This window comes from Streptomyces sp. NPDC060049 (assembly GCF_042736715.1).
In the GTDB taxonomy this organism is placed as follows: Bacteria; Actinomycetota; Actinomycetes; order Streptomycetales; family Streptomycetaceae; genus Streptomyces.
On record NZ_JBHWVV010000005.1, the window covers coordinates 454,495 to 466,929 of the forward strand.

Sequence of the window (12,435 nt, forward strand, 5' to 3'; positions counted from 1 at the left end):
GCGGCGCCGCCGCGCCCCGGGGCGGTCACCGGGCGCGCGGCCATCCCGTACGACGTCGGGAGGCACGCGGCCCACGCCGGGACGGCGAGGGCGCGGCGAGTCCGAACACCACGGTGATCTGCGCGCCGCCACGGGGCCCGCGGGCGACGCGCACCGAGCCGCCGGTGACGGACCCGGCCCTGCGGGCGATGTCGAGGCCGAGCCCCGAGGAGCCGGTGCTGCTCCCCCGGGAAAGGGCCCGGTCCGGTTCGGGGATGCCGGGACCGGCGTCCTCCACGACCAGCTCCACGGCCTGGGCGGTGCGGGCGACGCGGACGCCGAACGGGGTGCCGGGCGGGGTGTGCCGGAAGACGTTGCCGATGAGGGCGTCCACCACGGCGGCGACGTCGTCGTCGGACAGGCCGACGGCGGCGGGCTCCTGCGTGAGGTCGAGGGAGCAGGGGCGATTCTGCTGCTCCGCCAGGACCGCCCAGAAGGCGGTCCGGCGGCGCACGACGTCCGCCGCCTCGCAGCGGGGTCCGGCCGGTCCGGCACTCGTGGCGTGGTGGCCCGCGCCCGCCTCCGGGCCGAGCATGCCCTGGCCCATCGGGCTCACGGCGAGCGGGGTGCGGGCCGCGGTGATGATGGCCTGGAGTTCCGTTTCCAGAGCGCACACGGCGGCCTCGACCCTGGCCGACTCCGGTGAGCCGGCCATGCGTTCCGAAGCCAGGTGCAGGGCGGTCAGTGGCGTACGCAGCCGGTGGGACAGGTCGGCGACCAGTTCGCGTTCGACGGCGAGCAGCTCGGTCATCCGGTGGGCCATGGTGTTGAAGGCGATGCCCGCTTCGCGCAGTTCCCTGGGCCCCATGGGGTCCACGCGGGCGTCCAGATTGCCCCGACCCAGGGCCTGGGAGGCGTGGGCGAGCCTCCTGGAGGACCTGACGACCTTCCCTCCGAGGCGGTCGGCGACCAGTACGGAACCGCCGACCAGTCCCACGGCGAGGAGGAGCATGACCGCCCAGGAGGCTTTGACCCCGCGGGTCAGCTCCTGTTCGGGGACGAAGTTCTCGATGACGGCGACCCGGTCGCCGGGCAGTACCACCGGCTGCAGGCATATCCAGCCGCCGGGGATCTCCTGCGAGATGGACTCGCGGCCCTGCTCGGCCCGTTCGAGCAGCGCCGCGGGGGCCCGGGAGCTGCCGAGGGCGGGGGCGTCCGGCAGGTGGACGACCACGTACTCGGCCGCGTCCAGGCTGGCGGCGGATTCCCGCAGGGCGGACGGATCCGTGGTCAGAGTCAGTACGGGGGCCAGTGCGGCGGCCCGCTGCTCGGCGGCGGTGACGCTCTGGTCCTTGACCAGCGACATCACCAGCGCGGCCAGCGGTATGAGGAACGAGAGGGCGACCATGGAGGTGACGGCGAGCGCCACTCCGGCCAGGGAGCGTCTCATCGCGGCGCCACCAGCTTGATGCCGACACCGCGGACGGTCAGCAGGTAGCGCGGGGCCGCCGCGCGTTCGCCGAGCTTGCGGCGCAGGGACGACAGGTGCACGTCGACGGTCTGGTCGTCCACGTACGGCTCGCGCCAGACCTCGGTCAGCAGCCGCCGTTTGGAGACGACCTGGCCGGTGTGGTGGGCGAGGAACGCCAGGAGGTCGAACTCGCGGCGGGTGAGCCGGAGCTCGCGGCCGGACAGGTACGCGGTGCGCGCGCCGGGGTCCACCGCGAGCTCGCCCACGGTGGTGGGGCGCAACGGTTCGGCCGCTCCTGCCCTCCGCGGCCCCTCGCCGGCGTGCGCGGCTCGGGCGGGCGGAAGGTGGCTGGTGCGCCTCAGGACGGCGGAGAGGCGTGCGATGAGCTGTCCCCCGGAGAAGGGCTTGACCAGGTAGTCGTCGGCGCCCGCGTTGAGGAGCTTGATGATTTCCGTTTCGTCGTCGCGGGCGGTGGCCACCAGGACGGGAACGGAGGAAATGCCCCGGATCATGCGCAGTGCGTCTCCCCCGTCCAGATCGGGCAGCCCCAGGTCGAGGACGACCGCGTCGACGGGCGTCTGCGTGACCTCGCGCAGGGCGCCGAATCCGTCGCCCACGCTGCGTACGGCGTACCCGTGCTCCGCCAGGACTTCGATCAGTGACTGGCGGATGCTGGGGTCGTCTTCCACGACCAGGACGCTGGGCATGGGCACACCTTAGGTGAACGCTCGTTCTAGTGGTTGCCGAAGGCCGGACCCTTGTCGGTGAGGCGCAGGTGGACGGGGCGGTCGGAGACCGGGATGGTGCAGCCTTCCTCCGAGCTGCAGCTCGCGTACCCGAGGAGAACCGTCGCGTCCCCGTTGCCGTCCACGCGGACGGGCAGGGTGGTGGTGACGGGGCCGTCCGGGTAGACGGGCACCGGGGCGTCGACGCCCGGCACGCTGATCGTCCGTACGTCCGCGGCGGCCGTCAGCTTCCCGTCCGCCCGCAGGACCCCGGTGACGTCCATGGCGGTCGGCCGGCCGACGCCCTCGATTCCGCTGGGCGGCAGATCGGTGCTGTAGAGGTGGAACCCCTTCTCCTCGGGGGTGAAGACCGCGGTCAGGGTGCCCCGCGGCGGATGCCAGTCGGAGACCGACAGGGTGACGGTGACCCCGTTCTCGGTGAAGCTCGTCGTGGGCGCGGAACCGGTCTTGGCGGGCGGCTCGCCGCATGCCGCGAGCGCGGCCAGGGAAAGGAGGGCGGCCGCGAGGCGGGTCTTGCGGGAGTGCCTCACATGCTCGGAAACGTTCATCTGTGCCTCTGCATCAGGGGAAATGAGGAGAACTCGGGTCACAGCACTAGACGGTTGTGGTGAAGTCCGCGCTCCACAACTGGAGCCGGTACACCATGTCGTTCCACACGCCGGTGGCCAGCAGGACGCCGACGAGGACGAGCATCCCGCCGCCGATCCGCAGGACCCACTGGTAGTGGCGTTTGACCAGGCCGAAGGCGCCCAGCGCCCGGCGGAAGGCCAGGGCGGCGAGGACGAACGGCAGGCCCAGCCCGAGGCAGTAGGACGCCATCAGCAGGGCCCCACGGGCCGCGCTCGCCTCGCTCCAGGCGAGCGCCTGTACGGCGGCCAGCGTCGGGCCGATGCACGGGGTCCACCCGACCGCGAACACCGCCCCCAGCAAGGGGGCGCCCGCCGGCCCGAGCACGGGCCGCCGGTGGCTGCGGAACTCCCGCTGTGTGAAGCCCGGCAGGAAGCCCATGAAGGACAGCCCCATCAGCACGGTGAAGACGCCGAGCACCTGCGTGACCACCGTCTGGTGGGCCAGCAGGGTGCGGCCGAAGTAGCCGAACAGGGCGCCTCCGGAGACGAGGACGGCCGTGAAGCCCAGGACGAACAGCACCGCGCCGACCGCCATGCGGCTGCGCTGCCCGCCACGGGCGTCCGCCAGGTCGGAGACCGACAGGCTGGTCACGTAGCTGAGGTAGCCCGGCACGAGCGGCAGTACGCACGGCGAGAGGAAGGAGACGAGGCCCGCGCAGAACGCCACGGGGGCGGCGACGGCCAGCGTTCCGTGGAGGAGGGAGGGCGCGGCGTCCGCGGCGGCGAACGTCACGCCGGCGAGCGTCACGCCGGTGAACGTCGTCATGAGTCTTCCTCCGCCACCCGCGTGAGCAGGGGGGCCAGCTCCTCGTCGGTGACGGCGCCCCCGATGCTGACGGCGATCCGGCCGCGGCGGTCGATCACCAGGGTCGAGGGGATGGTCTGCGGGTTGAGGAGCGCGGGAGGGAAGCGGAGCAGGAGCTCCCCGGTGGGGTCGTGGAGGCTGGGGAATCCCAGGCCGTGCGCGCGGACGAAGGACTGCGCCGCCGCGCGGTCCCGGTCACGGGTGTTGATCCCGAGGAACCGGACGCCCTGGGCCCGGGTCTGCCCGCTGAGCCTCTCGAGGTCGTCCGCCTCCGCCCGGCAGGGCCCGCACCACGATCCCCAGACGTTGAGGACGACGACCTGGCCCCGGAACCCGCTCAGGCTGACCGGCGCTCCGTCCAGGTCCGCGCCCGCCAGCGCAGGCGCGGCCGGCCGGGAGCCGGAGTCCATGACCGTGGCCGCGGACCCCGCCCGGACGGCGGCACCCGCCGGGCCGGGCGGCGCCCCGCGTCCGCCGTCGTCCGAGGCGGAGCCCGCGGCGGCGTAGAGACAGCCGGCGACCGCCACCGCGAGGCCGGCTCCGGCCAGGGCGGTGGATCGCGGAACGGGTCGTCTCATGACGCCCACTGGCGGAGGAAGGTGTTGATGCCGTCCGAGGTCAGGGCTGGATTGCCGGTGGCGTGGGTGTCGGTGCGCACGGTGCCCGACGGCGAGACGACGACCAGGACGGGCATCTTGTAAGTGCCGCCCGACGGGCTGTACTTGCGCAGGAGCGCGGAGTTGGCGGAGCTGTCGCCGCCGATGTCCACCTTGACCAGGTGGTACGAGGCTCCGAGGATCGACGCCGTCTGCGGCTGGGCGAACACCTTGTCGGCCGCCTTGCAGTTGCCGCACCAGTTGGCGCCGAAGTCGAGCAGCACCATCCGCCCGTCGGCGTTGGCCGCGCGCAGCGCCGCGTCGATCTGCTTCTGCGCGTCGGCCGAACTGTCGTAGCCGGGCCCGGGTATCCGGGCCGGGGCGGGCGCGGCGGACGTACGGGAGGGCTTGGGGGCGGGCTTGGCGGTCTGGGCGCGCGAGGGGGTCGGCGAGGCAGCGGCCGGGGTGCCGGCGGACGCCGAGGGCGTGGCCGAAGCGGTCGGGGACGCCTCCGCGGACGCGGACTCCGCCCCGGCCGCCAGGGCCCCCGTCGACTGCTCCGCCGCGGACGGCGAGGCGGCGCCCGCGGGCTGGGAGGACGGGCCGCACGCGGCGGTCAGCCCGGCGGCGACGACGGCCGCGGCCACCAGGGGCAGCCGTACGCCCAGGGGCGTGACGGGGCGGGGGCGCGCCGCGAGTCGGGCGGCACGGGCGGAGCGGTGTATGCGAGAAGTCATGGCGAAGACACCCCAAGGCACGGTTCGGAGTACGGGAAGGCGAAGCGCCTTCCGGATCGGTGAAGCCGATGGCGCGACGGCTCGATGGGACGCCGGGGCAGTCGTGCCCGGGCGCCGAAGGCCGCTCGGCTGACGTGAGCATAGGACCGCTGGGGGCCGCCGGAACCGTGCGGAGGAGATCTTGAGGTTCCCCTAAGGAACAGCTCACCTTCCGCTTCACCGGACCTCGGGCGACGAGCGCGTGCGGGGGGAGGAGCGAAACCCGCACTGGTGCTGCGGCCGGGAAGGCTTGACGACCCGGTGGACTACCCGCGTCACAGCACTAGGGATCAGGGGTTGAGCAGTCGGCCGGGACGGTCGCGGCGGGCGGCCGGGTCGTCAGAAGGACGTCTCGCGGACGCTGGCCTTCGCCGCGGGGGTGATCGTCGCCGTGATGACCGAGCGGTGGTCCGCGGTGGTGAACGTGACGGTCAGGGTGTCGTCCGCGGTCTGTGAGGTGCTGGCCTTGTATCCGCGGCTGGGTACCGCGGAGATCAGGCACACGCCGCGGCTGCCGTAGCGCACGGTGACCTTGCCGCCCTGCGAGGGGACGGTGTGCAGGCCCGGTCCGCCCTCGTCGCAGTCGACGGGTGGTTTGGGTGCTGTGGCCCGGGGGGTTCCGGTCGGGGCCTTCACGGGGGTGGGCGTAGAAGCCGGGGGCGACGGTCGCCCGGTCGCCGAGGGCGAGCCGTCGGGGGTGGCGCTCGGGGACTGCGGGCTCGGTGACTGGCCCTGCGCCGCCTGCCAGGCCGGCGGCGTGTCGAAGACCATGGGGGCGGACCGTGCGACGGGAGGCGTATGCCTGGTCGAGCCCACCACGAACTGGACGGTGACGAGCACGGCGGTCACGCTGGTGGCCGTGCACGACAGCCATATGAGCAGGTAGCGCGGAATTCGGGGCACGGCCCCATAGTGGCCGACGCGCGGGGCGGCCCGTCACCGCCTCCCCCGTAACGGACACGGCCGGCCTGGCACCTGGGCCCGGATCCGTGGGCGAACGCCGACGTCCTCCTGGCCCGCATACGGGCCGGAGGACGTGTGCCGCGCTGGGGGGCGCTGGGCGGGGCGGGGGGTGTCTCCCTACTTCGGCGTTCCGAAGTCCTGCGTCCACCAGGGGCCGCCGTCGCCCTTGTGGAAGCCTATGCCGATCTCCCGGAACCCGCAGTTGAGGATGTTGGCCTTGTGGCCGGGGCTGTTCATCCACGCGTTCATGACCGCGGCGGCGTCCGCCTGACCGCGGGCTATGTTCTCGCCCAGGCGGGACCAGCCGTACCCGGCGGCTTCCACGCGGGTGGTCATGGTGGACCCGTCGGGTCCGGTGTGGGACATGACGCCGCTGCGGGCCATGGTGTCGCTGTACGCGCGTGCCGCGGCGCTCAGCTTGGCGTTCGCGGTCAGCGGGCCGCACCCGGCCGCGGCCCGCTCCTTGTTGACCAGGGCGAGGACCGCGGACTCCGCCCCGGTCTCACCGGAGGAGCCGCCCGAACCACCGGAACCGCCGCCGGCGGTCGCGGCGGGCGTACGGGCGGGCCTGGGTGCCTGGGTCGAAGCCGGTGCGGCCGGGCGGCTCTCCGCCGCCGGCTTCGCGGGCGCGGCGGACGCCGTGGCGTCGGCGGCGGGCGTCGCGGACGGCATCACCCCGGTCGCGGACGCTGCGTCGGCGGAGAGCGTGGGGGCGGGGGGAGACGTAGACGCCGTCGCCTCCTCGCCACCGGAGCCCGCCGCGCCGGACCTCGGTTCGCTCGCGCGCACGCCGTCGTCGGAGTCGGCCACCGCGACCCCGACCGCCACCACCGCGGCCGCCGCGGTGAGGGACAGCACGATGCGCGTGCGCACCGTCTTCTTCCGGCGCGCCTCGACGCGGGGCGGGGTTCCGGGAGTTCGGCTGCGGCTCATGCCTGTGGCACCTCTCAGCGAGAAGGGGAAGGACGCTCCCCCGAGCCTAGGGTCGTGACCAGCGAAAACGACTGCCCGGAGGCGTTCTTCAGAGTCCCTTAAGGAAGCCCGCAGGGTCGGCACAGGATCGAGCCGCGGTCGCGGCGGCCCGTGCCTGGTGCTGTGACCGGGAAGGTCCACCGGGTCGCGGCGCCCGGCACGGCACTAGGCCGGGTTGGCGGGATCGTGGGTGATCAGGTCTCCCGGCTGGCACTGGAGGACATCGCAGATCCTCGACAGGGTCGAGAAGCGGATGGCCTTGGCCCGCCCGTTCTTGAGCACGGACAGGTTGACGACCGTGATGCCTACCTGCGCGGACAGTTCGGTGAGCGTCATGCCGCGCTCGGCGAGGAGCCGGTCGAGGTGGATCCGGATCGTGTGGAGCTCCTCTGCGGGCATCAGATGGTCCCTTCGAGGTCCTCTCGCATGCGCACGCCTTCGCGCATGATGTGCCCCATGATCACCCCGGCGAGGCCGGCGAACACGAGCACCTGCGGCCCGGAGACCGTCGGCCCAGAGCCGACGACGGGCGCCATGCTCCCCACGAGCCAGGACTGCGACCAGCCGACGACGAGACCGGCCAGCGGCGTGCCCACGGCGACGAACCAGCCGAGAACGGAGAGCCGTCGCGACACCGCGTCGGTGAACGGCCCCTGGAACAGTACGGCCTTGAGCAGTCGGGAGAAGAGCAGCAGGGCGAGGGAACCGAACAGCAGCCAGGGCAGTTCGCCCCCGAGGTCGGCAGCGCGCTGGCCCACGGAGGGACCGTCCTGGCAGAGGCGCGTGGCGCTGCTGGACGCTTCCACGCCCGCGCCGATCGGCAGGCTGTCCGGCGCCAGTGAGGCGTTGCGCCAGAAGTCCGTCTGCACGCAGACCGCCCCGTCGTCGAACATGTGCGTGATCCCCGTGCCGATGAAGGCGAGCCCGCAGAGCACCGCCAGTACGAGGGTCAAAGAGGCCAGGGTCTTCGTGAGTCGCGTCGTCACCACATGCCTTCCCATCGATTATCGATATGTCGGAGACTAGAGGAGCATATCGATATTCGACAAGTCCATGGCCCCGCGGTTGCCTCGGCCGGCGACGTCCGGGTGGAGGAGCGGGAGAACCCGAAGATCGTCGAGCCCACCGACGCGATCGTCCGGCTGACAGCGACTTGTATCTGCGGGTCGGACCTGTGGCCCTACCGAGGGATCGAGCCCGCCGACCACACGGCCATGGGTCACGAGTACATGGGCGGGTCGAGGAAATCGGCTCCGACGTGAAGAACGTCGAGGTGGGCGACTTCATCGTCGGATCCTTCGTCATCTCCGACAACACCTGCGAGATCTGCCGCTCGGGCTCCCAGTCCGACTGCGTGCACAGGGAATTCGTCGCACAGACGGTCGGCACCCGAGCCGAGAAGGCCCGCATCCCCCACGCGGACGGCACCCTGGTGGCCACGCCGGAGCAGCCGGCCCCCGAGCTGCTCCCGTCGCTACTGGCCGCCTCGGACGCCCTCGGCACCGGCTGGTACGGCGCCGTCGCCGCCGAGGCCGGCCCCGGCAAGACGGTCGCAGTCGTCGCACCCCCACGTGTCATCAGCTTCAGCGCCTCGACCGGCGGCACAGTGCGCGCCAGTTCCCGGATTCCGAACACCAGCCCCCCGACTACCGCAGCAGCCAGCCCCATGGCCGCGAAAGCGAGGTACGCCCACAAGGTCGCCGCCTGCCCCATCAGCCAGCCCTCCCGGACTCGCCGTTCCAACAGTTTTCACCCTGTAGAGCACAAGACGCGGGAGAACGTCCAAGCCTGCGGAACACTGGGTTACAGACCTGGGCCCAGGAGTACCCGGAGGCCGCCAAGCCGTACTTCGAGGAGCCCTGGACGCCGTGCGCGCCCCGATCCGCGCACCGCGCTGGACCGGCCGGCGGGGCAGTGGGCGTGCCAAGAGACGGTGCTCAGGACGTCGCGGCTGCCCCACGAGGCCGCGCACCGTAGCGCCCTGTCTGCGCCGTGGGGGTGTGCCCGGCGTACGGCGCCTGGGTGATCCCGTTCGTCATGGGCGCGTCACGGAACCACCACAGCGGCGTACGGCGGGAACCTGCTCGGGCCAGGAAGCCGTGTTCCGGCACGCGTGTGCCGGTGTGGGACCGGTCGTGAACCTCGAGGAGCACCAATGCAGTGCACAGCAGGCATCGGCCGGACCGCGGCGGCTCTGGCGACGGCACTGGCGGCCGCGGCTCTGATGACAGGCTGTACGCCGACCAGCTACGACGGCGGGGCGGCCGACCCGTCGACGCCGCCTGCGGCCTCGCGGCCGACCGAGCCGACGCCCACCGGCGGCGACAAGGGCGGAACGACCAGCGGCGGCGGGAGCGGAGGCTCCACGGGCGGCGCGTCGTCCACGGGCGGCTCCTCCTCCGGCGGCACCGGCGGCGTGACGAAGAAGCCCTGCGCGGTCGACGACATCAAGGTCTCCGAGGCGCACCAGGCCGACGTCCGTCCGCCGGGCACAGGAACCGGAGCCGCCGTCGTCTCCGTCACCAACACCTCCGCGTCCTCCTGCAAGGTGTACGGGCATCCGACGGTCGCGGCGGCGGGCAACGGCTCACCGGAGAAGAATCATCCGCTGGCCACCACCCACGCCGGCCCCGCCGCGGCCAACGTGCTGCTGGCCCCGGGCGCCCGCGCGTGGACGAAGCTCACGTTCGTCCAGGTCCAGGGCGAGGCGGACGGCTACTGCGAGTCCGGCGCGACCCCGGCCACCTACCCGACGCTGGTCATTGGCGTACTCGGCGCCGGGAAGCACCAGATCGCCATGGACGACGGGGTGTTCGCCTTCTGCGACGACCGGGTGACCGTCACCGCCTGGTCCTCCGTCAAGCCGTCTTAGGGCACAAGACAGGCCCTCGTACCCGCAACGGTCTCTGCCGTGACGGTTGGAGGTCCGCCCGTGGCACCGTAAAGGCCGGCGGCACTGGGTGATCGCCCGCCACAGTGTCCGCCGACCTGTCCGAACACCGACCTGTCCGAACGCCGACCGCCGACCGCCGAACTCCGAACGCCTGATACGCCGCCTCGCCCACCGCCGCCGTTGCAGTGCTAGCGCCCGCGGCCCGTGGCCGAGGCGAAGCCCAGCCAGGTGTGGCGGTTACCCCACCAGCACCAGCCCACTTTCGGGGCGTTGCGCCGCTCGCGGCCGTCCCGCCCCGTGCCGTTGCTGATCCAGATCGCCGGGGTGCGGGCGTCCAGGGCACCGTTGGGCTTGCGCAGCCGAGAGCCGATGGTCATGAAACAGCGGTTGCGCTCGAGGACCGCCGGCTGCTGCAGCACCCAGTGGATACCTTCGGTGAGCAGCAACGGGGTGCGGTCTTCCTTAGTGAGGGCGGGCAATGCCTCGTCGGGGCTCCAGTTGGCCATCCGGTCGCCGCGGTCGAGGCCGGTAACGAGGTAGAGCGGGACATCGGGCACCTCAACGGTGCAGGGCGCGAAGCGGTCGACATCAGGCATGTCGGTGACGACGAAGCCGGACTTGCCGTCGTGGCGGAGCAGCGGTGCGAGGGCGGAGGCGGGTGCGCGGTCCGGGTGGACGGCAAGCAGTGCGTCGCCGTCTTGGCGGCCGGCGTCCTCGGCGAAGGCGCGCAGCTCATCGGCGGGTATCCCAGCGATCTCGTGCACCCCAAGCCGGATCAGGTGATCTGCCTGGGTGGCAAGCGGTGGCAGAGGGGGCACGGTGGCGGTCGACGAAGTCTCGGGCAAGGTACTCCTCGTTTCGCGGTTTTGGGCCAGTAGACCTCGGGCCAACGAGGCGGCCTGCCGGAATGTTCCCGGCACCGCGACGCCCACGGCAGACCGAGTCCCCGCGACGGGCTAACGGCCGGCACCCGCCCTTGTGCACATCCGACTCACGGCTGGTCAAAAATCCGAGTCCGTGAGACTGCCGGGCGCTCGCCCCGCGCTCGCGACGTGGGCGCCCTATTCGGAGTCATGCGGGGAGTCGGAGTGCCGGTCTACATGGGTGTGGCGTGCCGCGGCTGGTTTGCCGTGGCACGCCGTTCGGTGGGGTGGTGGGTGGCAGGGTCACATTCCTTGTGGGTGTGGCTGCCTAGTGGGGGTCAGTGGCCGTGGTGGCGGCCGCGGCGGCCCCAGGACTCGGTGTCGAGGATGTTGCCGCGGTTGTCGCGGAGGGTGGCGGTGTCGCGCTCGTCCCAGATCTGGTGGCGGCGGTCCTGGTAGACGTCACGGCGGGTGTCGCGGCCCTTGCCGGTGTGGACCTTGACGCTGGAGCGTCCCTCGAGGCGGAAGCCGTTGAAGCGGTAGCGGTTGCCCTGCTTGTCGGTGAGGGTGAAGCCGCGCAGGTCCACGCTGTGGCGGCCGGTGTTCTTCACCTCGACCCATTCGCTGTTCAGGGCGCGGTTGTCGCGCCCGCGGCCGGCGTTCTCGACGTCACCGATGACGATGGAGGAGTGCGTGCCGCGGTGGTCGCGCCGGTGGTCGTCGGCGGCGGCCGGCACCGCCGCGGCGCCGATCAGGGCTCCGACGGCCAGGAGGCCGGCGAGGGTGCGGCGGGTGGCGAGAGAAGCAGACATACGGAAGGCTCCTTCAACAGGCGGTCCGGCCCGGCCTCGTGCAAGCCGGGCGGACTTCGAACAGTTCCCGGCGTCCTGCCGAGGAGCCACACTCTGGACCCGAACCACACCCGAAAGCAACGAAATCGCTCCGTGTTGCCCAACCTGGACATCTCGGTAACTCTCCCTTGTAGAGGGCATGCGTCAAGGTCGCATTGACCCTCGGACACGTCAGTTCCGCCGCATACCCATAAGGCTCATGGACCGCAGCACTCTTCTTCGCGGGCGCCCAACTCCTCTGCCACCCACAGCCCCTGCGCCGAACGGGTTCAAGGCTCCGTAACAGCCGCTCCTGCCCTTGTTTCGAACACCTAGGGGCAACGGGATCTGACGTACCCCACGACGTCTCACGCGGCGTTACGGGCTCCGTAGCCGACGACGTAACCGCTACAAGCAGGCCCGTCTAGAGGGCTAGAGGGTGTCCTGCGGCGTGAACGCCTTGTGGGCGGTGGTCAGGAAGTGGCGGATGGTGTCGTGTTCGGCCGGGGTGAGAGCACCAAGAGTCGAGGCCAGGGTGTCGATCGCCGGGCCGAAGAACTCCCTACCGAGGCGGATCGCCCCGGGACGCACCCGCAGTAGGACGCGGCGGCGGTCGTGGGCGTCGCGGACCCGCTCCACATGACCGAGGCGTTCGAGCCGGTCGATCGCGGCCGTGGTTCCGGCGGAGTTCAGGCCGAGCCTGACGCCGAGGAGCCCGGCCGTGGCCGGTTCGCCGGCGCGGGCCGCGTCCAGCAGGCAGATCAGGGCCCTCACATCGGTGGGGTGCATGCCATGGGCGGCGGCGAACTCCGCCTGGCGCAACCCGAATTCGACGGTCACGGTGCGCAGCAGGTGTACGAGTTCAAGGTTGTCGTCCACAGTTACCTCCGACTAGTCTCTCGCTGAGCGAGA

At 72.1% G+C, this 12,435-nt stretch carries 15 protein-coding genes; 2 read left to right on the forward strand and 13 right to left on the reverse strand.

The features are described 5' to 3' along the window. Positions 1-25: 25 nt before the first annotated feature. The 10 genes from ACFWBY_RS12240 to ACFWBY_RS12285 all read right to left on the reverse strand — a co-directional run bounded on the left by ACFWBY_RS12240 (position 26) and on the right by ACFWBY_RS12285 (position 7,923). Positions 26-1,429, reverse strand: a complete 1,404-nt coding sequence (locus ACFWBY_RS12240; protein WP_385334868.1) for an ATP-binding protein — start codon at positions 1,427-1,429, stop codon at positions 26-28. Then, entirely contained in the window at positions 1,426-2,157 is a 732-nt protein-coding gene (locus ACFWBY_RS12245; protein WP_385334870.1) for a response regulator transcription factor, read from the reverse strand. The genes ACFWBY_RS12240 and ACFWBY_RS12245 overlap by 4 nt, the downstream gene beginning before the upstream one ends. 26 nt (positions 2,158-2,183) lie before the next feature. Then, positions 2,184-2,744, reverse strand: a complete 561-nt coding sequence (locus ACFWBY_RS12250) for a hypothetical protein (RefSeq protein WP_385334872.1) — start codon at positions 2,742-2,744, stop codon at positions 2,184-2,186. A gap of 46 nt (positions 2,745-2,790) precedes the next feature. Beyond that, positions 2,791-3,591 carry a cytochrome c biogenesis CcdA family protein gene (locus tag ACFWBY_RS12255; RefSeq protein WP_385334874.1) on the reverse strand — a complete coding sequence of 267 codons (801 nt, stop codon included), beginning with the start codon at positions 3,589-3,591 and terminating at the stop codon, positions 2,791-2,793. Next, a complete protein-coding gene (locus ACFWBY_RS12260) occupies positions 3,588-4,208 on the reverse strand; it encodes a TlpA disulfide reductase family protein (protein ID WP_385334876.1) in 621 nt (206 codons plus the stop codon). The genes ACFWBY_RS12255 and ACFWBY_RS12260 overlap by 4 nt, the downstream gene beginning before the upstream one ends. Continuing rightward, positions 4,205-4,963: a thioredoxin family protein gene (locus ACFWBY_RS12265; protein WP_385334878.1), complete on the reverse strand. Its 759-nt coding sequence runs from the start codon at positions 4,961-4,963 to the stop codon at positions 4,205-4,207. The genes ACFWBY_RS12260 and ACFWBY_RS12265 overlap by 4 nt, the downstream gene beginning before the upstream one ends. Before the next feature lie 378 nt (positions 4,964-5,341). Continuing rightward, complete coding sequence (locus ACFWBY_RS12270; protein WP_385334880.1) at positions 5,342-5,905, reverse strand: hypothetical protein; 564 nt, start codon at positions 5,903-5,905, stop codon at positions 5,342-5,344. Positions 5,906-6,082: 177 nt separating this feature from the next. Next, positions 6,083-6,898 (reverse strand): CAP domain-containing protein, encoded by an 816-nt coding sequence (locus ACFWBY_RS12275; RefSeq protein ID WP_385334882.1) that lies wholly within the window; start codon positions 6,896-6,898, stop codon positions 6,083-6,085. Between the two features lie 204 nt (positions 6,899-7,102). Further along, on the reverse strand, positions 7,103-7,336 hold the full coding sequence (locus ACFWBY_RS12280) for a helix-turn-helix domain-containing protein (protein ID WP_385334884.1): 234 nt from the start codon (positions 7,334-7,336) through the stop codon (positions 7,103-7,105). Further along, on the reverse strand, positions 7,336-7,923 hold the full coding sequence (locus tag ACFWBY_RS12285) for a DUF2975 domain-containing protein (RefSeq protein ID WP_385334886.1): 588 nt from the start codon (positions 7,921-7,923) through the stop codon (positions 7,336-7,338). Before ACFWBY_RS12285 ends, ACFWBY_RS12280 begins: the two co-directional genes overlap by 1 nt. A 26-nt stretch (positions 7,924-7,949) precedes the next feature. Between ACFWBY_RS12285 and ACFWBY_RS12290 the strand changes: the two genes are divergently transcribed. Both ACFWBY_RS12290 and ACFWBY_RS12295 read left to right on the forward strand, forming a co-directional pair. Further along, the gene (locus tag ACFWBY_RS12290; RefSeq protein WP_385334888.1) at positions 7,950-8,963 is read left to right on the forward strand and encodes an alcohol dehydrogenase catalytic domain-containing protein; all 1,014 of its coding nucleotides are present in this window, start codon (positions 7,950-7,952) and stop codon (positions 8,961-8,963) included. Between the two features lie 129 nt (positions 8,964-9,092). Then, on the forward strand, positions 9,093-9,809 hold the full coding sequence (locus tag ACFWBY_RS12295) for a DUF4232 domain-containing protein (RefSeq protein WP_385334890.1): 717 nt from the start codon (positions 9,093-9,095) through the stop codon (positions 9,807-9,809). 209 nt (positions 9,810-10,018) lie between these two features. On the opposite strand, the gene ACFWBY_RS12300 is transcribed toward ACFWBY_RS12295, so the two are convergent. From ACFWBY_RS12300 to ACFWBY_RS12310, 3 genes are all read right to left on the reverse strand, one after another. Further along, positions 10,019-10,675, reverse strand: coding sequence for a DUF5701 family protein (locus tag ACFWBY_RS12300; RefSeq protein WP_385334892.1), 657 nt, complete (start codon positions 10,673-10,675; stop codon positions 10,019-10,021). A 356-nt stretch (positions 10,676-11,031) separates the two neighbouring features. Next, positions 11,032-11,505 carry a lamin tail domain-containing protein gene (locus ACFWBY_RS12305; RefSeq protein ID WP_385334894.1) on the reverse strand — a complete coding sequence of 158 codons (474 nt, stop codon included), beginning with the start codon at positions 11,503-11,505 and terminating at the stop codon, positions 11,032-11,034. Between the two features lie 450 nt (positions 11,506-11,955). Then, positions 11,956-12,402 (reverse strand): MarR family winged helix-turn-helix transcriptional regulator, encoded by a 447-nt coding sequence (locus ACFWBY_RS12310; protein ID WP_385342085.1) that lies wholly within the window; start codon positions 12,400-12,402, stop codon positions 11,956-11,958. Positions 12,403-12,435 lie beyond the last annotated feature (33 nt).

Coding starts and splice junctions, on each gene's coding strand:
- ACFWBY_RS12290 (WP_385334888.1), top strand. CDS start 7,950: ATGTCGGAGACTAGAGGAGCATATCGATATTCGACAAGTCCATGGCCC.
- ACFWBY_RS12245 (WP_385334870.1), bottom strand. CDS start 2,157: ATGCCCAGCGTCCTGGTCGTGGAAGACGACCCCAGCATCCGCCAGTCA.
- ACFWBY_RS12250 (WP_385334872.1), bottom strand. CDS start 2,744: ATGAACGTTTCCGAGCATGTGAGGCACTCCCGCAAGACCCGCCTCGCG.
- ACFWBY_RS12275 (WP_385334882.1), bottom strand. CDS start 6,898: ATGAGCCGCAGCCGAACTCCCGGAACCCCGCCCCGCGTCGAGGCGCGC.
- ACFWBY_RS12280 (WP_385334884.1), bottom strand. CDS start 7,336: ATGCCCGCAGAGGAGCTCCACACGATCCGGATCCACCTCGACCGGCTC.
- ACFWBY_RS12260 (WP_385334876.1), bottom strand. CDS start 4,208: ATGAGACGACCCGTTCCGCGATCCACCGCCCTGGCCGGAGCCGGCCTC.
- ACFWBY_RS12240 (WP_385334868.1), bottom strand. CDS start 1,429: ATGAGACGCTCCCTGGCCGGAGTGGCGCTCGCCGTCACCTCCATGGTC.
- ACFWBY_RS12255 (WP_385334874.1), bottom strand. CDS start 3,591: ATGACGACGTTCACCGGCGTGACGCTCGCCGGCGTGACGTTCGCCGCC.
- ACFWBY_RS12305 (WP_385334894.1), bottom strand. CDS start 11,505: ATGTCTGCTTCTCTCGCCACCCGCCGCACCCTCGCCGGCCTCCTGGCC.
- ACFWBY_RS12265 (WP_385334878.1), bottom strand. CDS start 4,963: ATGACTTCTCGCATACACCGCTCCGCCCGTGCCGCCCGACTCGCGGCG.
- ACFWBY_RS12295 (WP_385334890.1), top strand. CDS start 9,093: ATGCAGTGCACAGCAGGCATCGGCCGGACCGCGGCGGCTCTGGCGACG.